General features: G+C 72.6%; 22 protein-coding genes. 13 read left to right on the top strand and 9 right to left on the bottom strand.

Annotation, left to right across the window (positions count from 1 at the left end):
- The first annotated feature begins 306 nt into the window (after window positions 1-306).
- The 3 genes from AB1285_RS00895 to AB1285_RS00905 all read left to right on the top strand — a co-directional run bounded on the left by AB1285_RS00895 (window position 307) and on the right by AB1285_RS00905 (window position 3,122).
- Complete coding sequence (locus AB1285_RS00895) at window positions 307-1,044, top strand: DUF1684 domain-containing protein (protein ID WP_370429035.1); 738 nt, start codon at window positions 307-309, stop codon at window positions 1,042-1,044.
- Window positions 1,045-1,077: 33 nt separating this feature from the next.
- Window positions 1,078-2,127, top strand: a complete 1,050-nt coding sequence (locus AB1285_RS00900) for a lipoate--protein ligase family protein (RefSeq protein ID WP_366236973.1) — start codon at window positions 1,078-1,080, stop codon at window positions 2,125-2,127.
- A 77-nt stretch (window positions 2,128-2,204) separates the two neighbouring features.
- Window positions 2,205-3,122, top strand: coding sequence for a DNA-methyltransferase (locus AB1285_RS00905; protein ID WP_259953423.1), 918 nt, complete (start codon window positions 2,205-2,207; stop codon window positions 3,120-3,122).
- Between the two features lie 24 nt (window positions 3,123-3,146).
- Here the strand turns inward: AB1285_RS00905 and AB1285_RS00910 are convergent, their stop codons facing one another.
- Genes AB1285_RS00910 through AB1285_RS00920 form a run of 3 tightly spaced genes read right to left on the bottom strand, consistent with a single transcriptional unit; the run spans window position 3,147 to window position 5,391 of the window.
- Window positions 3,147-3,497 (bottom strand): cupin domain-containing protein, encoded by a 351-nt coding sequence (locus AB1285_RS00910; protein ID WP_259953361.1) that lies wholly within the window; start codon window positions 3,495-3,497, stop codon window positions 3,147-3,149.
- Window positions 3,494-4,897 carry an NAD(P)/FAD-dependent oxidoreductase gene (locus AB1285_RS00915; protein ID WP_259953362.1) on the bottom strand — a complete coding sequence of 468 codons (1,404 nt, stop codon included), beginning with the start codon at window positions 4,895-4,897 and terminating at the stop codon, window positions 3,494-3,496. The genes AB1285_RS00910 and AB1285_RS00915 overlap by 4 nt, the downstream gene beginning before the upstream one ends.
- Before the next feature lie 26 nt (window positions 4,898-4,923).
- Window positions 4,924-5,391 (bottom strand): Lrp/AsnC family transcriptional regulator, encoded by a 468-nt coding sequence (locus tag AB1285_RS00920; RefSeq protein ID WP_025105441.1) that lies wholly within the window; start codon window positions 5,389-5,391, stop codon window positions 4,924-4,926.
- Window positions 5,392-5,490: 99 nt separating this feature from the next.
- On the opposite strand from AB1285_RS00920, the gene AB1285_RS00925 reads away from it, so the two are divergent.
- Window positions 5,491-6,939 (top strand): gamma-aminobutyraldehyde dehydrogenase, encoded by a 1,449-nt coding sequence (locus AB1285_RS00925; protein WP_280567277.1) that lies wholly within the window; start codon window positions 5,491-5,493, stop codon window positions 6,937-6,939.
- Window positions 6,940-6,951: 12 nt separating this feature from the next.
- Here the strand turns inward: AB1285_RS00925 and AB1285_RS00930 are convergent, their stop codons facing one another.
- A complete protein-coding gene (locus tag AB1285_RS00930; protein ID WP_268777081.1) occupies window positions 6,952-7,479 on the bottom strand; it encodes a GNAT family N-acetyltransferase in 528 nt (175 codons plus the stop codon).
- A 224-nt stretch (window positions 7,480-7,703) separates the two neighbouring features.
- Here AB1285_RS00930 and AB1285_RS00935 point away from each other — a divergent pair, with 224 nt between their 5' ends.
- Genes AB1285_RS00935 through AB1285_RS00945 form a run of 3 tightly spaced genes read left to right on the top strand, consistent with a single transcriptional unit; the run spans window position 7,704 to window position 11,120 of the window.
- Window positions 7,704-8,849, top strand: a complete 1,146-nt coding sequence (locus AB1285_RS00935; protein ID WP_187662465.1) for an ROK family protein — start codon at window positions 7,704-7,706, stop codon at window positions 8,847-8,849.
- Between the two features lie 19 nt (window positions 8,850-8,868).
- Window positions 8,869-9,798 (top strand): polysaccharide deacetylase family protein, encoded by a 930-nt coding sequence (locus AB1285_RS00940; RefSeq protein ID WP_292797440.1) that lies wholly within the window; start codon window positions 8,869-8,871, stop codon window positions 9,796-9,798.
- On the top strand, window positions 9,795-11,120 hold the full coding sequence (locus AB1285_RS00945; protein WP_292797443.1) for an MFS transporter: 1,326 nt from the start codon (window positions 9,795-9,797) through the stop codon (window positions 11,118-11,120). Before AB1285_RS00940 ends, AB1285_RS00945 begins: the two co-directional genes overlap by 4 nt.
- A gap of 2 nt (window positions 11,121-11,122) precedes the next feature.
- On the opposite strand, the gene galE is transcribed toward AB1285_RS00945, so the two are convergent.
- Genes galE through galT form a run of 3 tightly spaced genes read right to left on the bottom strand, consistent with a single transcriptional unit; the run spans window position 11,123 to window position 14,515 of the window.
- Entirely contained in the window at window positions 11,123-12,100 is a 978-nt protein-coding gene (gene galE, locus AB1285_RS00950; RefSeq protein ID WP_292797446.1) for a UDP-glucose 4-epimerase GalE, read from the bottom strand.
- Between the two features lie 46 nt (window positions 12,101-12,146).
- On the bottom strand, window positions 12,147-13,331 hold the full coding sequence (galK, locus tag AB1285_RS00955; RefSeq protein WP_313366534.1) for a galactokinase: 1,185 nt from the start codon (window positions 13,329-13,331) through the stop codon (window positions 12,147-12,149).
- A complete protein-coding gene (galT, locus tag AB1285_RS00960) occupies window positions 13,328-14,515 on the bottom strand; it encodes a galactose-1-phosphate uridylyltransferase (RefSeq protein ID WP_313366535.1) in 1,188 nt (395 codons plus the stop codon). Before galT ends, galK begins: the two co-directional genes overlap by 4 nt.
- A 106-nt stretch (window positions 14,516-14,621) precedes the next feature.
- On the opposite strand from galT, the gene AB1285_RS00965 reads away from it, so the two are divergent.
- Entirely contained in the window at window positions 14,622-15,587 is a 966-nt protein-coding gene (locus AB1285_RS00965) for a LacI family DNA-binding transcriptional regulator (RefSeq protein ID WP_313366570.1), read from the top strand.
- 3 nt (window positions 15,588-15,590) lie between these two features.
- On the opposite strand, the gene AB1285_RS00970 is transcribed toward AB1285_RS00965, so the two are convergent.
- Both AB1285_RS00970 and AB1285_RS00975 read right to left on the bottom strand, forming a co-directional pair.
- Window positions 15,591-17,549 carry a DUF2264 domain-containing protein gene (locus tag AB1285_RS00970; RefSeq protein WP_313366536.1) on the bottom strand — a complete coding sequence of 653 codons (1,959 nt, stop codon included), beginning with the start codon at window positions 17,547-17,549 and terminating at the stop codon, window positions 15,591-15,593.
- Window positions 17,546-18,559 (bottom strand): hydroxyacid dehydrogenase, encoded by a 1,014-nt coding sequence (locus tag AB1285_RS00975; protein WP_313366537.1) that lies wholly within the window; start codon window positions 18,557-18,559, stop codon window positions 17,546-17,548. The genes AB1285_RS00970 and AB1285_RS00975 overlap by 4 nt, the downstream gene beginning before the upstream one ends.
- 186 nt (window positions 18,560-18,745) lie before the next feature.
- Here AB1285_RS00975 and AB1285_RS00980 point away from each other — a divergent pair, with 186 nt between their 5' ends.
- The 5 genes from AB1285_RS00980 (at window position 18,746) to AB1285_RS01000 (ending at window position 24,440) form a co-directional block, all read left to right on the top strand.
- Entirely contained in the window at window positions 18,746-19,846 is a 1,101-nt protein-coding gene (locus AB1285_RS00980; protein ID WP_292794948.1) for a substrate-binding domain-containing protein, read from the top strand.
- A 102-nt stretch (window positions 19,847-19,948) separates the two neighbouring features.
- Window positions 19,949-21,118 (top strand): Gfo/Idh/MocA family protein, encoded by a 1,170-nt coding sequence (locus tag AB1285_RS00985; RefSeq protein ID WP_280567301.1) that lies wholly within the window; start codon window positions 19,949-19,951, stop codon window positions 21,116-21,118.
- Window positions 21,115-22,335: a DUF993 family protein gene (locus AB1285_RS00990; RefSeq protein ID WP_292794945.1), complete on the top strand. Its 1,221-nt coding sequence runs from the start codon at window positions 21,115-21,117 to the stop codon at window positions 22,333-22,335. Before AB1285_RS00985 ends, AB1285_RS00990 begins: the two co-directional genes overlap by 4 nt.
- Window positions 22,332-23,249: a sugar phosphate isomerase/epimerase family protein gene (locus AB1285_RS00995; RefSeq protein WP_292794943.1), complete on the top strand. Its 918-nt coding sequence runs from the start codon at window positions 22,332-22,334 to the stop codon at window positions 23,247-23,249. Before AB1285_RS00990 ends, AB1285_RS00995 begins: the two co-directional genes overlap by 4 nt.
- 426 nt (window positions 23,250-23,675) lie before the next feature.
- Window positions 23,676-24,440 carry a sugar phosphate isomerase/epimerase family protein gene (locus tag AB1285_RS01000; protein ID WP_292794941.1) on the top strand — a complete coding sequence of 255 codons (765 nt, stop codon included), beginning with the start codon at window positions 23,676-23,678 and terminating at the stop codon, window positions 24,438-24,440.
- Window positions 24,441-24,453 lie beyond the last annotated feature (13 nt).

A 24,453-nucleotide genomic window follows, 5' to 3' on the forward strand; every position in this document is an offset into this window, starting at 1 on the left:
CGGGATGTGCGCGGGGGCTGCGCACGGGTGGCGGGATCAGTAGCGGGCGGGGGAGGGTGCGCTGGGGGACGGTTTTGATCCCGCGGGATGTGCGCGGCGGCTGCGCACGGGTGGCGGGATCAGGAACGGGCGGGGAAAGGTGCGACGAGGGACGGGTTTGATCCCGCGGGAGGTGCGCGGGGACCGCGGGGGAGTGTGACGCGGGATGACGCGCGGTGAAGGCGTGTGACGGAGGGAGGCCACGGGAGGTGGGGGCAGCCCTAGATTCGGGGCACATCCGCACGAGCGAGGGGAGGGCCCGCGGCGATGAGCTTCCTGACGGACTGGCATGAGTGGCATGCGGCGCGTGAACGCTATGCGGGGTCGGAGTACGGGCCGTCCGCGCTGGAGTCGACGAACTGGCTCATCACCGAACCCGCAGCGGTCGACGGCGTCCCCGGACTCTGGGCCCTCACCGGCGACGGCGGCATCCGCGGCAGCGAACTCGGACCGTCGGGGTCGGTCGTCACCCTCCGCGGCGCCCAGACCCTGCGCCTCGGGCGGCGGGAGTTGCGGGTATTCGATCGCAACGGGCTGCTGGCCCTCCGCGTCTGGAATCCGGCCCGTCCGCAGCGGGAGTGGTTCACGGCGATCGACGCCTACGCCCCGGACGAGCGCTGGCGGCTCCCCGCGACGTTCGAACCCGCGCCAGACGAGCGGATCGTCGTCACCTCGGTCGACGGTGAGGAGCGCGAGACCGCGATCGCCGGACGCCTGCGGTTCGAACTCGCCGGCACCCCGCACGAGCTCACCGTCACCCGCAGTGGGAGCGGAGCGCTGAGCGCGGTCTTCGCCGACGGGACGAACGGGCTGGAGACGTACCGGTTCCGGTTCCTCCCCGTCGACGAACCCGCCGCCGACGGCTCCGCCGTGCTCGACTTCAACCGCGCCTACCTGCCGCCCTGTGCGTTCTCCGACCAGTTCGTCTGCCCCCTGCCGACGCCCGGCAACCGCTACTCCACGCCGATCAGGGCAGGGGAGCGCGTGGTCGTGCTCGGCGGCTGACCACGGGGGCAGTGCGCGCCTTAAGCTGGATCCGTGCACGGTGAATACAAGGTTCCTGGGGGCAAGCTCGTCGTCGTCGACCTCGAGGTCGAGAACGACCGGATCGCGCGGTTCCGGCTCGCCGGGGACTTCTTCCTCGAACCGGACTCCGCGCTCGACGACATCAACGCCGCTGTCGAGGGTCTCCCCGTCGAGTCCGACGCCACGGCCATCGCCGCGGCCGTCCGCGGCGCCCTCCCCGAGGGGGCCCAGCTGCTCGGCTTCACCCCCGAGGCGGTCGGCACCGCCGTCCGCCGCGCGCTCGTCACGGCGCCCGGCTGGGGCGACTTCGACTGGGAGATCGTCCACGAGAAGGCGGTCTCGCCGCGCATGAACCTCGCCCTGGACGAGGTGCTCACCTCCCGCGTCGGCGAGGGGCGTCGGCGTCCGACGCTGCGCATCTGGGAGTGGGACGAGTCGGCCGTCGTCATCGGGTCGTTCCAGTCGTATCGCAATGAGGTCGACCCCGAGGGCGCTGCGAAGCACGGCTTCGACGTCGTCCGCCGGATCTCCGGAGGCGGAGCGATGCTCATGGCCGCGGGGCAGATCATCACCTACTCGCTCTACGTGCCGGCCTCGCTCGTCGCGGGCATGACCTTCGCCGACTCCTACGCGTTCCTCGACGACTGGGTGCTGCAGGCGCTCCGTTCGCTCGGCATCGACGCCGTCTACCAGCCGCTCAACGACATCGCGAGCCCGACCGGCAAGATCGGCGGCGCCGCGCAGAAGCGCCTCGCGAACGGAGGTGTGCTGCACCACGCCACCCTCTCCTACGACATCGACGGCCAGATGATGACCGAGGTGCTGCGGATCGGCCGCGAGAAGCTCAGCGACAAGGGCACGACCTCGGCCGCCAAGCGCGTCGACCCGCTGCGCAGCCAGACCGGACTGGAACGCGCCGAGATCATCGAGCGCTTCAAGGACACGTTCCGCTCGCTCACCTCCGCCGAGGAGGGCGGCATCACGCCGGACGAGTACGCCGATGCGCAGGCTCTGGTGGAGTCGAAGTTCTCGACCGACGCGTGGCTGCATCGGGTTCCGTGAGCCCTTCGACAGGCTCAGGCCCTTCGACAGGCTCAGGGACCCAGGGTGCAGGCTCAGGGGTCCAGGTCCCGGGGCGGGTGTCGGTGATCGAGGGGGACAACCTCGCCGTCGCGGCGACCCTGCCGTCCGGGTCCTTCACGCTCGTCTACCTCGACCCGCCGTTCAACACCGGAAGAGTGCGGGAGCGGCAGGTGGTCACCGCCCGCCGCACGTTCACAACTCCGGAAGAATCGGCGGATCCGGACGGGGGCAGCCCCCAACCGGCCGAAACCGCGTCGGATCTCCTGAGTTCTGAACACGCAGTCGGCGGGCCGGAGGTGCGGCACGGCTTCCACGGACACCGGTACGAGCGGGTGCGCGGCATGCTGCGCGCGTACGACGACAGCTTCGACGACTACGGCGCCTTCCTCATGCCGCGGCTGGAGGAGGCCTGGCGGCTGCTCGCCGACGACGGCACCCTCTACCTGCACCTCGACTACCGCGAGGCGCACTACGCGAAGGTCATGCTCGACGCGGTGTTCGGCCGGGACTGCTTCCTCAACGAGCTCATCTGGGCGTACGACTACGGCGCGAAATCCCGGCGGCGGTGGCCCACCAAGCACGACACGATCCTGGTGTACGTGAAGAACCCGCGGACGTACGTGTTCAACTCCGACGACGTCGACCGGGAGCCGTACATGGCTCCGGGGCTGGTGACCGCGGAGAAGGCGGCACGAGGCAAGCTCCCGACCGACGTCTGGTGGCACACGATCGTCCCGACGACCGGACGGGAGAAGACGGGCTATCCGACGCAGAAGCCCGAGGGCATCCTCCGGCGCATCGTGACCGCGTCCAGCCGACCGGGCGATCGGGTGCTCGACCTCTTCGCCGGCAGCGGCACGACCGGAGCGGTGGCCTCCGCACTCGGTCGGGAGGCGGTGCTCGTGGACGACAACCCGGAAGCGGTGCGGGTCATGGCCGCACGCATCCCGCACGCGGAGGTCCGCCGGGCCTGAGTGGGACGCGCTCGGCACGAGCCGTCAGATCCCGATCGAGACCTTCCGCAGGGTCGCGTTCACGGTCCAGACCGTCCGCATGCCGGCCGTGAGCCGCATCACTGACCCTGGGCCGAGTCCCACGGGCGGGAGCGCGGGTGCGGTGAACGCCACGGTCGCGCGACCGGAGAGCACGACGAACACCTCGTCCTCCTCGACGTCCACCGCCGTGCCCGGCGTCATCTCCCAGACGCCGATCTCGATCCCGCCGGCATCGTCGAGCACCGTGTAGGCCGTGGTCGGTGCGCCGTCGCGGACGTCCTCGTCGGGCAGCGGGGCGTGCGTCAGCGCGAGGTTCCCCGCGTCGACGACGGCTCCTGGGGTGAGCGTGGTCACGAGTCGAAGCCCATGCCGAGGGCGTCGAGCGTCTTCAGGAACAGGTTGCGGCGCCCCTCGTTGTGGTCGGCCCTGTCCATCGCGGCGCGGACGAGGTTGATGCCGACGGACGCGGCGGGCTCCGGCGGGAACGGGATCGGCTTCTCGCGCACCATCCGCAGCTGCGTGCGTTCGGTCTCCTCGCCGTCGAGCTTGTCGAGCATGACATCGGCCGCGAACCGGGCGGCCCCGACCCCGAGTCCGGTGAACCCCGTGGCGTAGGCGACCCGACCGCCGCGGGCGGTGCCGAAGAATGCGCAGAATCGGCTGGAGGAGTCGATGGCTCCGGCCCAGCGGTGCGTGAAGCGGAGGCCGGCGAGCTGCGGGAAGGTGGTGAAGAAGTGCGAGGCCAGGCGCCGGTGGCTCTCCATCCGGTCCTCGTACGCGGGGCGCACCTTGCCGCCGAAGTGGTACACCGCGTCGTAGCCGCCGAACAGGATCCGGTCGTCGGCGGTGAGCCGGTAGTAGTGGAACTGGTTGGCGCTGTCGGCGAGCCCCTGACGGTTCCGCCAGCCGATGGACGCGAGCTGCTCGGCCGAGAGCGGCTCCGTCATCAGCACGTAGTCGTACACCGGGACCGTCATGAGGCGGTTGCGCTTCAGGAGCGAGGGGAACACGTTCGTCGCGAGCGCCACCGCGTCGGCGGTCACCCGGCCGTGCTCCGTGACGAGGGTCACCGGACCGGAGTCCGCGCCCTCGATCCGCCGGACGAGGCTGTGCTCGTGGATCTCCACGCCGAGCTCGACGGCCACCCGTGCGAGCTCCAGGCCCAGCTTCGCCGGGTGCACGAGAGCGCTGCCCTCCCGATCCCAGGCGCCGGCGAGGAACGTGGGGGAATGCACTTCCGCCTGCACCGCCTCGCGGTCGAGGAAGCCCTCCTCCTCGCGCAGCCACTCGACCTGATGCGGCTCCACGGCGACCGCGAGCTGGCCCGTCCGCTCGAACTCGGCATCCATGTCGTACCGCCGCACGGTCTCGGCGATGCCGTCGAGGTTCTCGTGGCCCAGCTCCTCGAGGCGGTCGATCTCCTCGGGCCAGCGGTTCACGCCGTTCTCGTGGCCGTGCGTGAGGCTGGACTCGCAGAAGCCGCCGTTGCGCCCGGATGCCGCCCAGGCCACGCGGGATGCCTCCAGGAGGACCACCTTCCGCTCCGGATCCCGCTCCTTCGCGCGCACGGCCGTCCAGAGCCCGGTGTAGCCGCCGCCGACGACCACGAGGTCCGTGTGCACGGTGCCGCGCAGCGGCGGATGCGCGGGCCGCTCGACGTCGTCGAGCCAGAAGACCGACAGGGCCGTGTCGCGCAGGGCGTCGTCGACGACGGACTGCGAAGGACGACGGCGTTCGAAGACCGTGGTGCCCATGTTCACTCCGATGCGAGGGGAGCGCGTCAGCGCGTTCCCCAGTTGTAGAGGTCTTTGTAGAGGCCGGCGTAGAGCAGGCTCTCCGTCTGGATGATGCCGGGGATGGTGCGGATGCGGGTGGCGATGAGGTCGAGCAGATGGTCGTCGTCCTCGCACACCGCCTCGACGAGGATGTCGAACGTCCCGAGGGTGACGACGACGTACGCCAGCTCGGGGATCGCCGTGAGCTCCTCCGCGATCGCGCGGGGGTCGCCGGACACCCGGATCCCGATCATCGACATGCGGTGGAAGCCGAGCTGCAGCGGGTCGGTCACGGCGACGATCTGGATCAGACCCGATTCGGTCAGGCGCTGCACGCGCTGGCGGGCCGCGGCCTCGCTGAGCCCTACTTCGCGGGCGATCTCCGCATAGGGACGCCGCCCGTCCTCCTGCAGCAACTCGACGATGCGCTTCGAGATGTCGTCGAGGGCGGGGGGAGGCGTCTTCGGACTCATGTACCGATCGTGACATTCTGACCCGCCCTGCGCAACTGATTCCGTCGATCTGTGGACGAAAAGCTACAGATTCCGCGCTCGGATGGCTACCATGGCGCTATGTCCTCACCGTCGACGATGACCGTGCCCCTGCAGAACTTCATCGGCGGTCGCGCCGTCACCGCATCGGGGAGCGGGCGCCTGCCGCTCATCGATCCGGTGACGGAGGAAGCCTACGGCGAGATCCCGATCTCCGACCGCACCGACGTGGATGCCGCGTATGCCGCGGCCGCGGCGGCGTTCCCGACCTGGCGGGACACCCCGCCGTCTGCGCGCCAACTCGCCCTGTTCCGCATCGCCGAGGACATGGCCGCGCGGGCCGAGGAGTTCGCCGACCTCGAGTCGAAGGACACCGGCAAGCCGCGGGCGACGCTCGTCGCCGACGAGATCCTGCAGTCGGTGGACCAGCTGCGGTTCTTCGCCGGGGCCGCGCGGAGCCTCGAGGGTCGAGCCGCCGCGGAGTACCTCCCCGGGCACACCTCCTTCGTGCGCCGGGAGCCGATCGGCGTGATCGGGCAGGTGACGCCGTGGAACTACCCCCTGAACATGGCGGTGTGGAAGATCGCTCCCGCGCTCGCCGCCGGCAACACCGTCGTGCTGAAGCCGGCCGAGTCCACGCCGCTCACCACGCTGCTGCTCGCGGAGATCGTCGCCGCGCACACCCCCGCGGGCACCCTCAACGTCGTGCTCGGCGACCGCGAGACCGGAGCGGCCCTCGTCGAGCATCCGACACCGCAGATGGTGGCGATCACCGGCTCGGTGCGGGCGGGGATGGCCGTGGCCCGCTCCGCGGCCGACGACGTCAAGCGCGTGCACCTGGAGCTCGGCGGCAAGGCGCCCGCGATCGTCTTCCCGGACGCGTCGATCGAGAAGGCGGTCGAGGGCATCGTCACCGGGGCCTTCTTCAACGCGGGTCAGGACTGCACCGCGGCGACCCGGGTGCTCGTGCACGCGTCGATGCACGACGAGCTCGTCGCCGCACTGGTGGAGCGGACCCGCACGCACGCGCGGACCGGGGTGCCGGACGAAGAGGGCGTGCTGTACGGACCGCTGAGCAGCGCGGCCCAACTCGCTCAGGTGCAGGGCTTCATCGACCGGCTTGCGGCGCACGCGACCATCGCCACCGGTGGGAGGCGGCAGGGCGACCGCGGTTACTTCTGGGAGGCGACCATCGTGACCGGCGTGCAGCAGGACGACGAGGTCGTGCAGGGCGAGATCTTCGGACCCGTGCTCACCGTGCAGCCCTTCGATACCGAGGAGGAGGCGCTCACGATGGCGAACGACGTGCCGTACGCGCTCGCCGCCTCGGTGTGGACGCGGGAGCACACCAGGGCCATGCGCTTCTCCCGCGACTTGGACTTCGGCTGCGTCTGGATCAACACCCACATCCCGTTCGTGTCGGACATGCCGCACGGCGGGTTCAAGCACTCCGGATACGGGAAGGACCTGTCGCAGTACGGCTTCGACGACTACACCCGGATCAAGCACGTGATGAGCGCGCTCGACTGACGCGGCGGTCGTTCAGCGCAGGGCGAGGAGCTTGACGCGGCGGTGCTCCCGGAGCGTGAACTGCGGGCGCTGATCGATCTTCGTGGCCCCGTCGAGCTCCCACCCGTGCCGGGCGTAGAAGCCGTCGGCGCGGTCGTTGCCGTCGAGGACCCAGAGGTAGGCGCGGGTGTGGCCGGCATCGATCATGCGCTGCTCGGCGGCGTCGAGGAGGGCATGCCCCGCCCCCGTCGACCACGCGGTCGGGTCGGCGTAGATGCCGTACAGCTCGGCATCGTCCAAGCCGTCGGGGTCGCGACCAGAGCCGAACGACGCCCAGCCGACGACGGTGCCGTCGCGCTCCGCGACCAGGGTTCCGAGGCTCGTGGGCAACGGATCGGCGAAGATGCGGCGCCACCCGTCGGCCCGTTCCGAGACGGACAGCCCGTCCAGCACCTCCTGGTCGATGAGGCCCTCGTAGGCCGCCTGCCACGACCGCACGTGCACTCCGGCCACGGCCTCGGCATCGTCGGCGACGGCGTCTCGGATCACCAGGGGCGTCATCCCTCCACCCTATGCGGGCCCGCCGACGTCCTTCCGGGTTCCCCGGTCACACCTGCACGACACGGGTGCGTCTGTGGGGAGGAATCCCGGGTTCTGTCGTGCGGCCGTGCCCGGGTCGTGCAGGCGACGCAGCCGGGAAGGACGGGTCGACGGGTGCGACGCGATGTGGCAGGCTGGCGGGCACCGACTCCGCACGAGAATCGACCCCCCAGAGGTTCCGCCGCATGTCACGACCCCTCGCAGGACCGCAGACCCTGCTCCGCACGCTCAACGGCCGCGCGATCCTCGAGCGCCTCGCCCGGAGCGGACCGCAGACCAGGGCCGAGCTCATGGCGGCGACCGGCCTCTCCCGCACGGCCGTGACCCAGGTACTGCGGATGCTCGACGCCGCGGGAGCCGTCACTGCGGCCGGGGTCGACCGCGACACCCGCGGACCGGCGGCGGGCCGGGTCGCTCTGCACCCCGCCCTCGGGGTCGCGGCGGCCGTGCACGTGGACCATCACGCCGCCCACGTCGTCCTCGTCGACGCGACCGGCACCATCAGAGCCGAACGGCACGGCGCCTTCCCCGCGGGCGAGGACCGGGTCGCGCACATCGCCGCCCTCGTCGCGGCCTGCCGCCGATCCGTGAAGGGCGCGCTCCACCTCGCCGTCGTCGGAGTGCCCGGCATCGTCGCGTCGGACGGTGCGATCCGCGACGACCAGGGACCGGACGGCGGCGCCTTCCGCTCGGCTCTCGCGGCAGCCCTCGACTGCCCGGTCCGCGTCGAGAACGACGTCAACCTCGCCGCGCTCGCCGAGTCGACCACCGGCGTCGGCATCGACCTCGCGAGTTTCGCGCTGCTGCTGCTCGACGACGACCTCGGCGCCGGCATCGTGATCGACGGGGCGCTGCATCGCGGGTTCTCGGGAGTGGCGGGCGAGGTGATGTACCTCCCGCAGACGCCGGTGCCCATCGGCGCCCCGGTCGCGGGCGCCGCGGTGGTGCGCGACCTCGCCCTCGGGCTCGGACTGGATGTCGACGCGCCTTTCCTCGCCCACCTGGAGGCGGCGCAACGCGGAGACGAGGCGGCGCAGGCCCTCGTCGCGGAGATCGGACGACGGCTCTTCCTCGCGGCGGGCAGCGTCGCCCTCGTGCTCGATCCCGAGGCCTTCATCCTCGGCGGGGAGGCGGTGCACCCGGCGCTCCTGGATGCGATCGAGCGGGTCGCGGACGAGTTCGCCGCGCAGCTGCCGCTCCGTTTCCTCGCCTCGGCGTTCGGTCCGGAGGCGCCGCTCGTCGGAGCTGTGGGTGAGGCGGCCTCCGCGCTCCGCGCCGACGTCTTCACCCGGATCCTCACACCCTCCCGCGCACCCGCCACCGGCCGCTGACCGCCCGACAGGACACGCCATGACCGCCTCCTCCGCTCTCGCCGACCGACTCGGGCTGCCGTCCGGTGCCAGGGCGGTCATCCTCAACGCCGACGACTTCGGGATGTGCCATGCCGCGAACGCGGCGATCTCCGGACTCCTCCTCCGCGAGCGGATCGACTCGGCGACGGTGATGGTGCCCTGCGCCTGGTCCCCGGAAGCACTCGCCTTCGCCGCCGCGCACCCGGACCTCGACGTGGGCGTGCACCTCGTCCTCACGAGCGAGTGGCGCCGATACCGGTGGCGTCCGCTCACCGCGGGCTCGTCGACCCTCGTCGACGCCGACGGCTTCTTCCCCGCCGACGTCGCGACCGTGGAGCAGCACGCGTCGGAGGAGGATGTCGCCGCCGAGATAGCCGCGCAGTTGCAGGCGGCGCTCGATGCCGGCGTCGACGTGACCCACCTCGACAACCACATGGGCTCCGTCTACGGGCTGCTGACCGGCCGGGACTTCCTGCGCGCCGTCTTCGACCTCGCCGCCCGGCACGGCCTCCCCTTCCGCCTGCCCCGCGAGATGGAGGGAGCGGACGCCGATCCGATGCTGCAGGCGAAGCTCACCGAGGCGGCGGCGGTGGCGGATGCCTTCGGCGTGGAGATCGTCGATCGGCTCTGGACGCACCCGTTCGAGCTGCGCGGCGAGGGCACCGCCGATGAGGAGTCGTACGAGCAGGTCCGAGACGGGTTCCTCGCGGTGCTGCGCGCCGTCCCGCCCGGTGTCACCGAGATCTACCTGCATCCGATGGCCGACGGCGAGGAGCTGCGCGCCGCGGTGGACTTCGCGGCGGCCAAACGCGGCTACGAGCTGCGGCTGCTCGACGACCCGCTCGTGCAGCAGACGATCGTCGAGGAGGGTCTGGTCCGCGTCGGCTGGCGCGCGCTGCGGGAGCTGCAGCGGGGAGACGCCCGGTGACGGCGCTCGGCGAACGGCTGCGCGACCGCCGTCTCGACGCCGCTCCCACCCGCTCCCAGACCATCGCCTTCGGAGCCTCCGGGTTCCCGACGCAGCTGATGACGCAGACGTTCTCGGCGTTCGTCGTGTACTTCTACGTCTCGCACCTCGCCGTCCCCGCGGGGTGGGTGGCGGCGGCGATGATCGCCCACGGCATCCTCAACGCGGCGCTCAACCCTGTCGTCGGGGCGCTCTCCGACCGGATCCGCACGCCGTGGGGCCGCCGCATCCCGTGGATCGGGCTCGGCATCGTGCCGCTCGTCGTCGCGTTCGCCCTCGTCTGGATGCCGCCCGCGCTCCCGGCGGCCGGGCTCATCGTGTGGTTCCTCGTGGTCGTCGCGGTCTACGACATCGCCTTCGTCGTGGTGGTGCTGAACATCTCGGCGCTGTTCCCGGAGATCTTCCGCACCACGGAGGAGCGCGCCCGCGGGAACGTGCCGCGGCAGATCTTCGCGATCCTCGGCATGGTGCTCGGCACGGCAGGAGCCCCCGCGCTCTACGACGCGATCGGCTGGCCCGGGATGGCCCTCGTGCTGTCCGGCGTCTGTCTCGTGCTGCTCGTGTGGTCGTTCCTCGGCGGGATGATCGAGCGCCGGGTGCCCGAGGCCGCCTCCGAGGCCATGCGCTGGCGGGACCAGCTCGTCTACACGTTCCGCAACCGCGCCTTCGTGCCGTACGTGCTGGGCTCGCTCTGCGTGCAGACCTCGATCGCCGTGATCCTCGCCGCCGTCCCGTTCTACGTCCGCTACTCGCTGGGGGCGGCCGAGGGCGAGGGCAGCCTCCTGCTCGGCGCCATCTTCCTCACGGCCATCCCGTCGATCGTGCTGTGGAGCGCGGTGGTCCGGCGCACCTCCCCGCGCACGGCGCTGCTGTGGAGCGTCGCGGTGTTCGGGGTCGCGGTGCTCGGCTACCTGGTCCCGACGTCGGTGGGGGCGGCGGCTCTCGTCGGGGTGGCGGTCGGCGTCGGCGTCGGCGGGCTGCTGCAGCTCCTCGAGGTCGTGCTCGCCCAGATCATCGACGACGACGCGCATCGCACGGGCCACCGTCGCGAGGGTGCGTACTTCGGCGTGAACGGGTTCGTCGTGCGCGGCTCCGTGGTCCTCCAGGCGATCGTCGCCGCGGCTGTGCTGACCGCGACGGGCTTCGACGCCGGGCTCGGCGACGCGCAGCTGGAGGCCGTCGACGGCGGCATCCGGCTGATGCTGGCGGTCATCCCCCTGGGCTTCACCGCGGTCGGATGGCTGTGCTTCTGGCTCTACCCCATCCGCACGCGCGACCTCTGAGGTCAGCCGGCGGCGCGGCGGGCCTCCCAGCCCGTGCGCACCATCTCGTCGACGGTGTAGCGCATGGTCCAGTCGAGGTCGCGCGCCGCGAGTTCGCCGGTCGCCACGATCCGATCCGGGTCGCCGGGGCGGCGAGGGCCGACCTCGGGGGTGAAGTCGATGCCGGTGACGCGGGCGACCGCATCCATGATCTGCTTCACGCTGAGGCCGTCGCCGGAGCCGAGGTTGTACGCGGGCTCGATCGGTGCGCCGGAGGCCAGGCGCTGCGCTGCGGCGACGTGGGCGGCGGCGATGTCGCCGACGTGCACGTAATCGCGCACGTTCGTGCCGTCAGGGGTGTCGTAGTCGTCGCCGAAGATCTTCGGGGTGCGGCCCTCGATCAGCGCCTCGAAGACGATGGGGAAGAGGTTGTGCGGGCTGACGTCGTAGACCGTCGGGTCGGCCGAGCCGACGACGTTGAAGTACCGCAGCGAGGTGTGACGCAGCGGGCGGTCGGAGTCGGCGGTGGCGATCGCCTGGTCGCGGAGCAGCCATTCGCCGATGAGCTTCGACTCGCCGTAGGGGCTCGCGGGCCTCTTGGCGGTGTCCTCGACGACGAGGGAGACGTCCGGGGTGCCGAACACGGCCGCCGAAGAGGAGAAGACGATGTTCGCGACGCCCGCCGCCGCCATCGCCTCGAGGATGATCCGCGTCCCCTCGACGTTCTGGGCGTAGGTGTGCAGCGGGCGCTGGACCGAGACGCCGGCGTACTTGTAGCCCGCGACGTGGATCACGCCCTCCGCCTCGTGCGTGCGCAGGGTCTCCTCGACGAGGGCGCGGTCGAGGATGCTGCCCTGCACGAAGGGCACGCCCTCCGGCACGAAGGAGGCGACGCCGCTGGAGAGGTCGTCCAGGACGACGGGGGAGAGACCGGCCTCTGCGAGAGCGCGGACGACGTGGGCACCGATGTAGCCGGCGCCGCCGGTGACGATCCAGGACATGCGTTCCTCTCCTGCCGCGGCGGTGGCGGCTCGACCCTTCATTGTGTCAGGCGTCGCGGCGCGGACCTGCGGACGGGCTGACCTCGAACAGGTGCGGGGCGACGAAGCCCTCGGCGGCGAACCGCCCCCGCACCGCGTCGGCGAGGTGAGGCACGGCACCGCGGTCGACGAGGGCGATCGCGGCGCCGCCGAAGCCGCCGCCGGTCATGCGCGCACCCACCGCCCCCGAGGTGAGGGCGGTCTCCACCGCGGCGTCGAGCTCCGGCGTCGAGATCTCGAAGTCGTCGCGCATCGACGCGTGGGACGCGACGAGGAGGTCGCCGATGCCGCGTGCGCCCGCGGTGCGCAGCGTCGCCACCGTGTCCTGCACGCGCTGGTTCTCCGTGACGATGTGGCGCACGCGGCGGAAGGTCATGTCGTCCATCAGGCTCTCGGCGCGGGCGAGGTCGGCCACGGCGACGTCGCGCAGCGCGGGCACTCCGAGGATCGCGGCTCCGCGTTCGCATGCGGCGCGGCGTTCCCGGTAGCCGCCGGTGGAGTGCGCGTGCGTGACGCGGGTGTCCATCACGAGCACCGCGAGGCCGGCGTCGGCCATGCCCAGCGGCACGACGTCGGCGGCGAGAGAGCGGCAGTCGAGGAAGATCGCGGCGTCGGGCTCCCCGAGCATCGAGGCCATCTGGTCCATGATGCCGGTGGGCGCGCCGACGGCCTCGTTCTCCGCCGTGCGTCCGATCCGGGCGAGGGCGACCGCGTCGAGGCCGGCGTCCCAGAGCTCGTTCAGTGCCGTGGCCGTCGCGCCCTCGATCGCGGCGGACGACGAGAGCCCGGCCCCGACCGGGACGTCGGAGGCGATCGCGATGTCCAGGCCGGAGGCCGCGGTCGCGGGGGCGGCCGCACGGAGGGCCCAGGCGACGCCGAGCGGGTACGCCGCCCACTCCGGCACCGCGGGCGCCGTGCCGGGCGGGGTGGGGAAGAGGCGGTCGAGGTCGTCGAGAGCGATCTCGACCGGCTCGTCCGCGAAGGTCGAGGCGACGCGGAGCCGTCGGTCGGCACGGTGGCGGACGGCGGCGACCGTGCGCTGCGGGATCGCGAACGGCAGCACGAAGCCGTCGTTGTAGTCGGTGTGCTCGCCGATGAGGTTCACGCGCCCCGGGGCGGACCAGACGCCGTCCGGCGTGCGCCCGGCGAGGGCGGCGAAGAGGTCGACGGCGGCGTCGTGTGCGGAGGTCATGCGGAGGCTTCCTGGTCGGCGCGAGCGAGGGCCTCGCGGAGTCGGGCGGCCCCCTGCTCGGGGGCGACCTCGGCGGCCCAGGCCCACATCGCGGCCTCGGAGCCCGCGAGGAACTTGAGCTTGTCGGCGGCGCGGCGGGGGCTCGTGAGCTGCAGGTGCAGGCGCACGCTCTCGCGGCCGACGTGGACCGGAGCCTGGTGCCACGCGGCGATGTACGGGGTGGGGCTGTCGTAGAGCGCGTCGACGCCGCGGAGGAGACGGAGGTAGAGCGGGGCGAGCTCGTCGCGCTCCTCCGCCGTGGTCTCGGCGAGGTCGGGCACGTGCCGATGCGGCATGAGGTGCACCTCGAGCGGCCACCGCGCCGCGAAGGGCACGAACGCGGTCCAGTGCTCGCCGCGGAACACCACCCGCTCGGACGCCTGCTCCTCGGCGAGGATGCGGGCGAAGAGGTCGGGTGCGGTGCGGTCGACGGATTCCAGCACCCGGGCGGTGCGCGGGGTCACGTAGGGGTACGCGTAGATCTGCCCGTGCGGGTGGGGGAGGGTCACGCCGATCGCCTCGCCGCGGTTCTCGAACGGGAAGACCTGCTGGATCCCGGGCAGGGAGGACAGAGCGGCGGTGCGGTCGGCCCAGGCCTCGATCACGGTGCGGGCGCGGGTCGCGGTCTGGGTGCCGAAGGAGCCGGAGTGCTCGGGGCTGAAGCACACGACCTCGCAGCGGCCGACGGCGGTGCGGGTGCGCCCGAGTCCCAGGGCGGTGAGGTCGTCGAGGCCGCGCGGGGGGTTCGTCGCCCCGGGGGCGGTGCCGACGGGCTCGGCGAGAGCGGGGCCGAATGCGGGGGAGCGGTTCTCGAACACGGCCACGTCGTACCGGGACGGCACCTCGGACGGATTCGCCGGCGTCTGCGGCGCGAGCGGGTCGGCGTCGGCTCCCGGCATCATCACGCGGTTCTGGCGGTTGGCGGCGACGGTGATCCAGTCGCCCGTGAGAACGTCGAGCCGCATGGTCGCGGTGTCGGGTCGAGGGGCGAGGGTGCGGGCGTCGACCGACCGTTCCGCGCCGAGGGTCGTCTCCGGGTCGTCGTAGTAGATGAGCTCACGGCCGTCGGCGAGGGTGGTCGGGCGCTTGACGACCCCGGCGCCGAGACGCTCCGTGCGCAACTCAGGAGATTCGGGCGTGTTCACGTCAACATGGTAGGTGCCGCTGCGTGCTAACGTCAACATGACGGAGTTGTGAACGGAGGATCCCGTGGCCCGGAAGCTGTCGGCGTCGGTGTCCGCCCGCGTGTCCATGGCGACTGTGGCGGCGCGAGCCGGTGTCTCCGGACAGACCGTCTCCCGCGTCGTCAACGGCAGTCCGCGCGTGGACCCGCAGACGCGGGCGCGGGTCGAGGCCGCGATGACCGAACTGGGGTACCGGCCGCATCGGGCCGCGCGGGCGCTGCGCACCGGTCGCAGCCACACCCTCGGTCTCGTCGTGACCACCCTGGCCACGGTCGGCAACTCCCGGATGCTGCAGGCCGCGGCCGAGGCGGCGGCGGAACGCGGCTATGCGCTCACGGTCGTCACGGCTGCGGACGGCGTGGACCCGGCGTTCGCCCGGCTCGCCGACCAGGGTGTCGACGGTGCCCTCGTGCTGAACGAGGCTTCGGCGCTGGTCCCTGCCGCCACTCTGCCGCCGGAGCTGCGTCTTGTCGTCGTGGACGCTCCCGCAGGAGCCGGAGCGATCGTGGTGCACAGCGATCACGCCGCGGGAGCAGAGGCTGCCACGCGCCACCTGCTCGCCGCGGGGCACGAGACCGTCCACCACCTCGCGGGACCGGCGGACTCGTTCGCCGCAGCCGAGCGCGAGCGCGGGTGGCGCGAGGCTCTGACGGCTGCCGGTCTCACGCCTCCGGCGGTCGTGCGCGGGGACTGGAGCGCGGAGTCCGGCTTCGCCGCGGGGGCGGCCCTGGCCCAGGCGAGGGCGGTGTTCTGCGCCAACGACCAGATGGCGCTCGGGCTGCTGCGCGCGGTGGCGGAATCCGGACGCACGGTCCCCGGCGATGTCAGCGTGGTCGGCTTCGACGACATCCCGGAAGCGGCGAACTTCCTCCCGCCGCTCACGACGATCCGCCAGGACTTCCCGGCGCTCGCGCAGCGGGCGGTCACAGCGCTCATCGCCGCCGTGGAGGGCGACGCGGCGGCGACCGATCCCGCCGCGCCCGTGGTGGTGCCGACTCGGCTCGTCGAGCGCGCGAGTACGGCACGCCCCTGACGCTCACCCCCGCGGAAGGAACTCCTCGGGGCGGAAGCGTGTCGTGGCACCGTCCGGCCAGGACACCGCCGCGTCGCCTGCCTGCAGGTCGAGCTGCGGCACGCCGGGGGAACTCCCGAGAAGCACGCCGACGGCCATCCAGACGTCCGGCCGCACCGCCGCCGAGAGCCACGGGGTGGCGGTCTCCGGGCCGAGCGGGGTCGCGTCCCGTTCCCGTCGGACCCCCGCGGTCGCACCGTCGACTCCGAGGAGTCCGATGACCCGGCTCTGCGTCTCGCCGCCGAGGGCGAGGGCGGCGGTGACGACCGCGGGGCCGGTCTCGACGACCGTCGGGGAGGACAGCGCCCAGCCGCCGATGCGGAGGACGTCGCCGTCGCGGATCACCCCGTCCGTCCCCGCGCCCGCCCGGACCCGCACGAGCCGCACCTCCCACGGTCCGCGGAGCGCCGACACCACGTCGACCATGGGGCCGACCGTGGTCTCGGCGGCCGCGCCGCCTCCGCCGACATCGAACTCCGCGCGGAAGCCGTCGTGCCAGTGCACGAGGCCGGAGGAGCCGCCGAGCACGGCGTCGTCGACCTTCCGCAGCGCTCCGGTCGCGAAGCCGGAGCGATGGCTCGCTCGGCCGCCACGCACCACGGCGACCGTGCCGTCGAGCGGATCACGGACTCCGGGGCCGGCGAGCACGGGCGCTGTCGCGGTCGAGTACCCGAGCTTCGCGTACAACGGCGCATCCGGCTGGTGGGCACCCGGCATCCGGTGGTCGGTGCCGTGGTTGACCACACGCACGATGCCGTCCGCGGTACCCGTCGCGAGCCACCCCGGGGCGATGAGGACGCGGGTGAACGGACCCCGATCGATCGGCAGGGGCTGTTCGACGGCCGTCCAGAACGGATGCGCCGCGGGCAGGGCGAGCGGCAGGAGACCCTTCGCCGCCCAGTACGGAGAGCCGGGGCCGGAGTAGTCCTGGGCGAGCGGACGCCAGGCGCCGTGCCAGCCGAGTGGCAGCACTCCGGTCGCATCCGGCGCACCGCGGTCGGTGAAGTGCCGGACCTGACCGCTCACCGCCCGGCGCAGGAGGCCGGGGTCGTGCCGCGAGGTGCCGGAGAACGCCGCGACCCCGGCCGCGGCGGCCGTCGCGAAACGGTAGGTGAGGCTGCGGCCCTGGATGAGTGGTCCTCCGTCGGCGCCGACGAGGTGCAGCGCGTCGTCGAGGAACGCGTCCAGCCGCCGGCGATACCGGGCGATGCGATCCGCGTGGCGCGGCTCGTCGCCGACCATGTCCGCCCAGAGCAGCGGGTAGAACGACAGCGCCCAGCCGGCGTAGTGGTCGAACGATCGGGCGGCGCCGTCCGCGCTCCATCCGCCGTCCCGCTCGAAGCCGTCGAGCAGCGCGAAGTCGGCTGCGCGGTCCGCGTCGGAGGACGGCCCGCCGACGCTCTCCAGGAACTGCTCGACGAGCACCCGGAACCAGGCCCAGTTGTTCGGCGGATGGCTCCCACCGACGACGGCCGCCAGGTAGTCCACGGTGCGGGTCCGGGCGCTGTCGTCCAGGCGCGCCCACACCGTGTCGCGGGTGAGGTGCAGACCCAGGGCGAGCGCCGCGGCCTCGACTTTCGCCTGGTCGACCTCGTCGGGGCGCGGCCACCGTTCGGCACCGGCCGGATCGACACCTGCCGCCAGCCCTCTGGCATACCGCTCGGCCAGCGACTCTGTGCCGCGTGGGTCGCCGGCGATGCGGAACGCGGCCAGCAGGAACGTGCGGCTGAAGCCCTCGAGCGCGTCGACCGCGGCGCCGAAGCCGCCAGGGGCGCCGGGGTACCGGATGCCCGCGCCCGCCGGGCTCGCATGACGGGCGGCCCCGTCGAGGATGGCATCGGCCACCGTCATCAGGTGCGCGCGCGTCCATCCCGTGTGCGGGGAGAGCGCCCGGTCTTCCGGAGGCAGCGCGAGGATCGTCATGCGCTGTGCGCGAGGTCGGCGCGGTGCACGGGGTGTCGAGGCGGACGGCCGACCACCCACGCCTCGAGCTCGTCGAGGGCGGCGTCGGCCAGCCGGTGCGCCTCGGTGCCGAGCGAGCCGGCGAGGTGCGGGGTGACCGCGACGTTCGGCAGGTGCAGCAGCGGGTGGTCGGGCGGAAGCGGCTCCGGATCGGTGACGTCGAGGATCGCGTCGAGGCGATCGGAGGCGCACTCCGCGAGCAGCGCGTCGTGATCGAGGAGGGCACCGCGCGCGGTGTTGAGCACGGTGGCGCCGTCGCGCAGGGCCGCGAGCTGCGCGCGGCCGATCATCCCCCGCGTCGCGGGCAGCGCCGGTGCGTGCAGGGAGAGCAGGTCGACGGCGGGGAGCAGGGCGTGGAGTGGGACGAGCCGGGCGCCCGCCGCGGCCACCTCTTCGGCGTCCGCGTACGGGTCGGCGACGAGCACCTGCAGTCCGGGGAAGGGCCGCAGCAGGTCGACGACGCGGCGCCCGATGCGGGAGAACCCGACGATGCCCACCGTGCGGTCGAGGTTGCCGATGCGGCCGGTGACGCGGGGCCCGATGCGCAGGTCGCGCTGTGCGTCGTCCCCGCGGAGCGGGAGGAGGGCGCGTTTGCCGGAGAGCAGGATCATCGCGAGTGTGTACTCGGCGACGGGGGCCGCGTTGGCCTCGGCGGCGGACGTGAGCAGGATGTCGCGCTCCCAGAAGGCGTCGGACACGACGCCGCGCACGCTCCCCGCCGCATGGAACACCGCGCGGAGTCGGGGGAGCCGGTCGAGCAGGGCCGCGTCCAGGAGGGGGGCGCCCCAGCCCGTCACCAGCACCTCGATCCCTGACACGCGGTCGGCCGCGGCGGCCGCGTCGAGCGCGGGCGTGTGCAGCGGGGCGCCGGGGGCCACGAGCGTCCGCAGACGGGCGCGCCGAGCGTCGTCGAACACGAGGTCCCACGCCTCCGTGGAGAGGGCGGCGATGGTGAACGGTCGGTGGGCCATGAGTCTCCGCGGGTCTCGGGTATGCGCTTGCCGAAGCGTGCCGTTCCAGTGAAGACTGTGCGTTCGAGCCCAGGCAACGTGATCGAACAGGAACCATCCAGATCGAACACACTCGTACACGGAAGGCAGCCGGATGCTGATCCCCCGCATCACCCTCGAAGATGTGCGGCACGTCGGGAGGATCGTGTGACCGAAGAGCGTCCCACCCCGCGTTTCGGCCTCTCCCGCCGCGAGCGCATCCTGGACGAGCTGCGCCGTACCGGCGCCGTGCGCGTCGCCGAGCTCGCCCGTGACTTCGGGGTGGCCGAGCTCACCATCCGTCGCGACGTCACCGCGCTGGCGGACCGCGGACTGCTGACCAGGGTGCACGGGGGAGCAGTGCTGCGGAGCGCGCTGGACACGACCGTCGCCCGCGCTGCCCTTCCCGGGCCGCAGTTCCGCATCGGCATGGTGGTGCCGTCGCTGAGCTACTACTGGCCGCAGGTCGTCGTCGGCGCCCGGAGCGCCGGGGTGGAGACCGGGGTGCAGCTCGTGCTCCGCGGGGCCAGTTACGCCGCGCAGGACCAGCGTCGCCAGATCGCGGCGCTCCTGGAATCCGGAACCGTGCACGGCCTCATCGTGGCCCCCGAGACGCAAGGGGCCGACGGACACGCGCTGCTCTCGTGGCTGGACACGCTCCCGGTTCCCGTCGTGCTGGTCGAGCGCCGGACCCCGCCCGCGCTCGCCCTCACCCGGATGCAGACCGTGGCGACGGACCACGCGTTCGGGGGTGCGCTCGCCGCCGGGCACCTCGCCGCACTCGGGCACCGGCGGGTGGGGGTGCTCACGTCGCCGCAGTCGCCGACCTCCGCCGGGCTCCGGCAGGGCTGGTCGCGGGCGGTCGCTGAGCTCGGTCTCGCGGTGGGCGTGGATCGCGATGCGGCGCTGGACCGGATGGAGGGGCCCGCGCAGGCGGACGTCGTGTCCTCGGTGCTCGCCGAGATCCGTGACACGGGCACGACCGCGCTGCTCGTGCACTCGGACCCGCAGGCGCTCCTGCTCCAGCAACATCTGCAGGATGCGGGCTGGCGGCTGCCCGACGACCTCTCCCTGATCGCCTACGACGACGAGGTCGCGGAGCACGGCTCCCCTCCGCTCACCGCGCTGCGGCCGCCCAAGCAGCACGTCGGACGCCGCGCGGTGGAGCTTCTCCGGGATCGGCTGCGCGAGGGGACCACCCGGCCCGCCGAGCGCGTGGAGGTCGCCCCGGCGCTGCACGTGCGGGCGAGCACGGCCCCTCCGCGTTAGGCGCGGTTGCGAGGTCGAGCGTCTCATGCCATGATCTCGGAAAGCGCTTACCAACATTCTCCTGTCAGCGCCGACAGCTTCCACCGAGAGGAACGGACCGAGATGGCACAGGCCCCCACCCGCGAGATCGGGATCATCATGAACGGCGTCTCCGGGCGCATGGGATACCGGCAGCACCTGGTGCGGTCGATCCTCGCGATCCGTGACGACGGCGGGATCGAGCTCCCCGACGGCAGCCGCGTGACCGTGCGGCCGATCCTCGTCGGACGCAGCGAGGCCAAGCTGGCCGAACTGGCGGCGAAGCACGGCATCGAGGACTGGACGACCGATCTGGACGCGGCCCTCGCCGACCCGCAGTGGGAGATCTACGCCGACTTCCTCGTCACGAAGGCCCGGGCATCCGCGATCCGGAAGGCCATCGCCGCCGGCAAGGCGATCTACACCGAGAAGCCCACGGCCGAGTCGCTCGACGAGGCTCTGGAGCTCGCCCGCCTCGCCCGCGACGCCGGTGTGAAGACCGGCGTCGTCCACGACAAGCTCTACCTCCCGGGGCTGCAGAAGCTCAAGCGTCTCATCGACTCGGGCTTCTTCGGCCGCATCCTCTCCGTCCGGGGCGAGTTCGGCTACTGGGTGTTCGAGGGCGACTGGCAGCCCGCGCAGCGTCCGAGCTGGAACTACCGCACCGAGGACGGCGGCGGCATCATCACCGACATGTTCCCGCACTGGAACTACGTGCTGGAGAACCTGTTCGGCGAGGTCAAGAGCGTCTACGCGCAGGCCGCGGTGCACATCGCCGACCGCTGGGACGAGAAGGGCGAGCACTACACGGCCACGGCCGAGGACGCCGCGTACGGCATCTTCGAGCTCGACGGCGGGGCGATCGCCGAGATCAACTCCTCGTGGACCGTGCGGGTGAACCGCGACGAGCTCGTGGAGTTCCAGGTCGACGGCACGCACGGCTCCGCGGTCGTCGGACTGTTCGGTGCGAAGATCCAGCCCCGCAACGCCACGCCCAAGCCCGTGTGGAACCCCGACCTGGAGGACAGCCACGACTACGACGCCGACTGGCAGCAGGTGCCGACGAACGACGTGTTCCGGAACGGCTTCCGGCAGCAGTGGGAGGAGTACCTCACCTCGTTCGCCCTCGGGACGGACTACCCGTTCGACCTGCTGGCCGGCGCGCGCGGGGTCCAGTTCGCCGAGGCCGGACTCGCGTCCAGCGCCGAGGGACGCAAGATCGTGCTCGAGCCCCTGACCCTGGACGAGGCATGACCACCCTCCGCCTGCTCGCCGCCGACGGCCGCACCGCCGACACGGAGCTCCGCGAGGTCGCCGGTGTCACGCGGCCGGAGGGCCCGCTCCGCAGCCGGGTGGCCTACGCCGCCGCGCACGTCGTCCCGAAGGTCCACGCGGACAACACCCCGGGACAGCCGGCCGACATCGACTGGGACGCGACCCTCGCCTTCCGCCGCAACGTGTACTCGTGGGGTCTCGGCGTCGCCGACGCGATGGACACCGCGCAGCGCAACATGGGGCTGGATGCGGCGGCGGTGCGCGAGCTCATCGCCCGCAGCGCCGAGGTCGCCCGCGAGGAGGGCGGCACGGTCGTGGTCGGGGTCAACACCGATCATGTCGACGAGGAGCGCATCTCGCTCGATCAGGTGATCGCCGCCTATCTCGAGCAGCTGCACTTCGCCGAGGAGCAGGGGGCGGGGCCGGTGGTCATGGCCTCGCGGCACCTGGCTCGGGTCGCGGAGACCGCCGACGACTATCGCCGCGTCTACCGCGAGGTGCTCTCTCGCGCGTCGGTCCCCGTCGTGCTGCACTGGCTCGGCACCGCGTTCGACCCGGAGCTCGCGGGCTACTTCGCGCCCTCGTCGCCCGCCGGGAGCGGTGGTCCCGCGTGGCAGGAGGCCGCCGGGGTGCTGCTCGACATCATCGGCGAGAACCGCGCCGCTGTCGCCGGGGTGAAGATGAGCCTGCTCGACGCGGACTCCGAGGTGTGGGTACGCGAGCGGCTGCCGGAGGGCGTGCGCATGTTCACCGGCGACGACTTCCACTACGTCGGCCTCATCGGCGGGGACAGCCTGACCGGGGCTGCCGCGCCCGAGGGGTCCGCGTCGCGCGGTCACTCGGATGCGCTGCTCGGCGCGTTCGCCGCGCTCGCCCCGGTGGCCTCCGCCGCGATCCAGGCCCTCGACGCGAACGACCCGGAGCGGTACCTCGACCTCCTCGGCCCGACGGAGGAGCTGAGTCGGCAGGTGTTCGCGGCACCGACTTACTACTACAAGACCGGGGTCGCCTTCCTGTCCTGGCTCAACGGCCATCAGCCCGCGTTCCAGATGGTCGGGGGGCTGCATTCCGCACGGAGCCTGCCGCACCTCAGCCGCATCGTCGAGCTGGCGAACGGGGCGCTCGCCCTGGAGCGGCCGGAGCTCGCCCGGGAGCGATGGCACGGCCTGCTCCGGCTGAACGGGGTGGACGCATGACCGCCCCCCGGAGCCTGGCGGCGGAGCGCGAGTCCCGGACACCCGGCGTCGGGACCGTGCCGCATCCGCGGCTCTCGATCAACCAGGCCACCGTGAAGCACGCGGACCTCGCCACGGCCCTGCGCGTCACGGCGGCGGCGGGGGTCGAGGCCATCGGCCTGTGGCGGGAGCCCGTGCAGGCGGTGGGACTCGATGTCGCCGCCCGCATGCTGACCGACTCCGGCCTGCGCTTCACGACGCACTGCCGCGGGGGCTTCTTCACGCTTCCGCCCGGTCCGGAGCGTGACGCCGCGCTCGACGACAACCGCCGGGCGATCGAGGAGGCGGCCACCCTCGCGGCGGCCGGTGCGGAGGGCTCGACCGCGGTGCTCGTCCTCGTCGCCGGCGGTCTGCCCGAGGGGTCGCGTGACCTCGTCGGGGCGCGTGAGCGTGTCCGCGACGCCATCGGCGCCCTCGCGGACGACGCTCGCGCCGCCGGGGTCACCCTTGCGATCGAGCCGCTGCATCCGATGTACGCCTCCGACCGTGCCGTGGTCTCCACCCTCGGTCAGGCGCTCGACATCGCCGCGGACTTCGACCCTTCCGTGGTCGGTGCCGCGGTCGACACGTTCCACATCTGGTGGGATCCGCAGGTGCTCGACCAGATCGCCAGGGCCGGACGGGAGGGGCGCATCGCCACGTACCAGGTGTGCGACTGGAAGACCCCCCTCGCCGCAGACCCCCTGCTCTCCCGGCACTATCCGGGGGACGGAGTGATCGACTTCGGCACCCTCACGCGGGCGGTGCAGGACACCGGCTACGACCGCGACATCGAGGTGGAGATCTTCCATGCCGACGTCTGGGCCGACGACCCGGCCCGTGTGGTCCGGCGCACGGCCGAGGCCTTCGCGACGGCGGTCGCCCCCCACCTGTGAGCCCCGGTGACGCCCATCCCCGGTCCCTCCTTGGTCCCGGTCCCTCGTCTCCGGCCCCTCCTTGGTCCCGGCGTGGTCCCGGATGCACGACCCGTTCCCGGATGCACGGGCCGTTCCCGGATGCACGGCCCGTCCCCGGGTGTCGGTCGTCCCGACGTGCCCGGGTCGTGTATCCGACCCAGTCCCATCGTCCCAGTCCCGTCGTCGTGTGTCGGTCGTCGTGTGTCGGTCGACGAGGGACACCTGCACGACCCGGGTCCGTGGGCACGATCAGACCTAGGTTTCGGTCGTGCAGGCGGGACGGGGTCGTGCAGGTGGGACTCGAGGACGGGGAACGGAAGGGGCCGGGACGTCCGACCGAGGAGCCCGGGGAATGGACGGGCCGGCCGGTGTCGGGGAGATCGGGAGGACTGAGAGGATGACGGGATGACGGGGATCCGTGCAGGGCTGTGCTCGGTGACGTTCCGTGCCCTGCCGCCGGAGAGGATCGTCGCGCTCGCGGCCGCCGCAGGTCTCGAGGTGATCGAGTGGGGCGGGGACGTGCATGTGCCACCGGGGGAGGTCGGCCGCGCGGCGGAGGTCGCGCGGATGACCACGGATGCCGGGCTCGCCGTCGCGTCCTACGGGTCGTACTTCCGAGCCGGATCGGAGGAGTCGCTGACCGCGGTCCTCGACAGCGCCGCGGCCCTCGGAGCCGACCGCGTGCGGGTGTGGGCAGGGAGTCACGGCTCCGCGGAGGTGTCCGCGCAGGAGCGTGCCCGCGTCGTGACGCGGCTCCGCGCGGCGGCGGTCGAGGCGGCTGCCCGCGGCATCGGGCTCGCCCTGGAGTTCCACGGCGGCACGCTCGCCGACACCGCCCCGGCCACCCTCGCGCTCCTGCACGAGGTCGACCACCCGATGCTGTCGACGTACTGGCAGCCCACGGTCGGCGCCGCCGTCCCCGCGGTGCTCGAGGAGTTCCGTCGGCTCAGCCCCCATGTCTCCGCCGCTCATGTCTTCTCCTGGTGGCCGCGCACCGAACGGCACCCGCTGCGCTCGAGGTCCGCGCTCTGGACACGGTTCTTCGCGGAAGCGGCCGCCACCCCGCACCCGCCGCGTGACGCCCTGTTGGAGTTCGTGCCCGACGACGCCCCCGAGCTCCTCGCCGGTGAGGCCGCCGCCCTGCTCGGTTTCCTCGGACGGCGGCCGTGAGCGTCCCTCGAAG

The sequence above is a fragment of the Microbacterium sp. NRRL B-14842 genome (assembly GCF_050470785.1).

Bases quoted from the DNA above. Each gene is read 5' to 3' on its own strand.
- AB1285_RS00895 (WP_370429035.1), top strand. From the start codon at position 307: ATGAGCTTCCTGACGGACTGGCATGAGTGGCATGCGGCGCGTGAACGC.
- AB1285_RS00915 (WP_259953362.1), bottom strand. From the start codon at position 4,897: ATGGGCACCACGGTCTTCGAACGCCGTCGTCCTTCGCAGTCCGTCGTC.
- AB1285_RS00920 (WP_025105441.1), bottom strand. From the start codon at position 5,391: ATGAGTCCGAAGACGCCTCCCCCCGCCCTCGACGACATCTCGAAGCGC.
- AB1285_RS00925 (WP_280567277.1), top strand. From the start codon at position 5,491: ATGTCCTCACCGTCGACGATGACCGTGCCCCTGCAGAACTTCATCGGC.
- AB1285_RS00930 (WP_268777081.1), bottom strand. From the start codon at position 7,479: ATGACGCCCCTGGTGATCCGAGACGCCGTCGCCGACGATGCCGAGGCC.
- AB1285_RS00935 (WP_187662465.1), top strand. From the start codon at position 7,704: ATGTCACGACCCCTCGCAGGACCGCAGACCCTGCTCCGCACGCTCAAC.
- AB1285_RS00940 (WP_292797440.1), top strand. From the start codon at position 8,869: ATGACCGCCTCCTCCGCTCTCGCCGACCGACTCGGGCTGCCGTCCGGT.
- galE (WP_292797446.1), bottom strand. From the start codon at position 12,100: ATGTCCTGGATCGTCACCGGCGGCGCCGGCTACATCGGTGCCCACGTC.
- galK (WP_313366534.1), bottom strand. From the start codon at position 13,331: ATGACCTCCGCACACGACGCCGCCGTCGACCTCTTCGCCGCCCTCGCC.
- AB1285_RS00965 (WP_313366570.1), top strand. From the start codon at position 14,622: ATGGCGACTGTGGCGGCGCGAGCCGGTGTCTCCGGACAGACCGTCTCC.
- AB1285_RS00970 (WP_313366536.1), bottom strand. From the start codon at position 17,549: ATGACGATCCTCGCGCTGCCTCCGGAAGACCGGGCGCTCTCCCCGCAC.
- AB1285_RS00975 (WP_313366537.1), bottom strand. From the start codon at position 18,559: ATGGCCCACCGACCGTTCACCATCGCCGCCCTCTCCACGGAGGCGTGG.
- AB1285_RS00985 (WP_280567301.1), top strand. From the start codon at position 19,949: ATGGCACAGGCCCCCACCCGCGAGATCGGGATCATCATGAACGGCGTC.
- AB1285_RS00990 (WP_292794945.1), top strand. From the start codon at position 21,115: ATGACCACCCTCCGCCTGCTCGCCGCCGACGGCCGCACCGCCGACACG.
- AB1285_RS00995 (WP_292794943.1), top strand. From the start codon at position 22,332: ATGACCGCCCCCCGGAGCCTGGCGGCGGAGCGCGAGTCCCGGACACCC.
- AB1285_RS01000 (WP_292794941.1), top strand. From the start codon at position 23,676: ATGACGGGGATCCGTGCAGGGCTGTGCTCGGTGACGTTCCGTGCCCTG.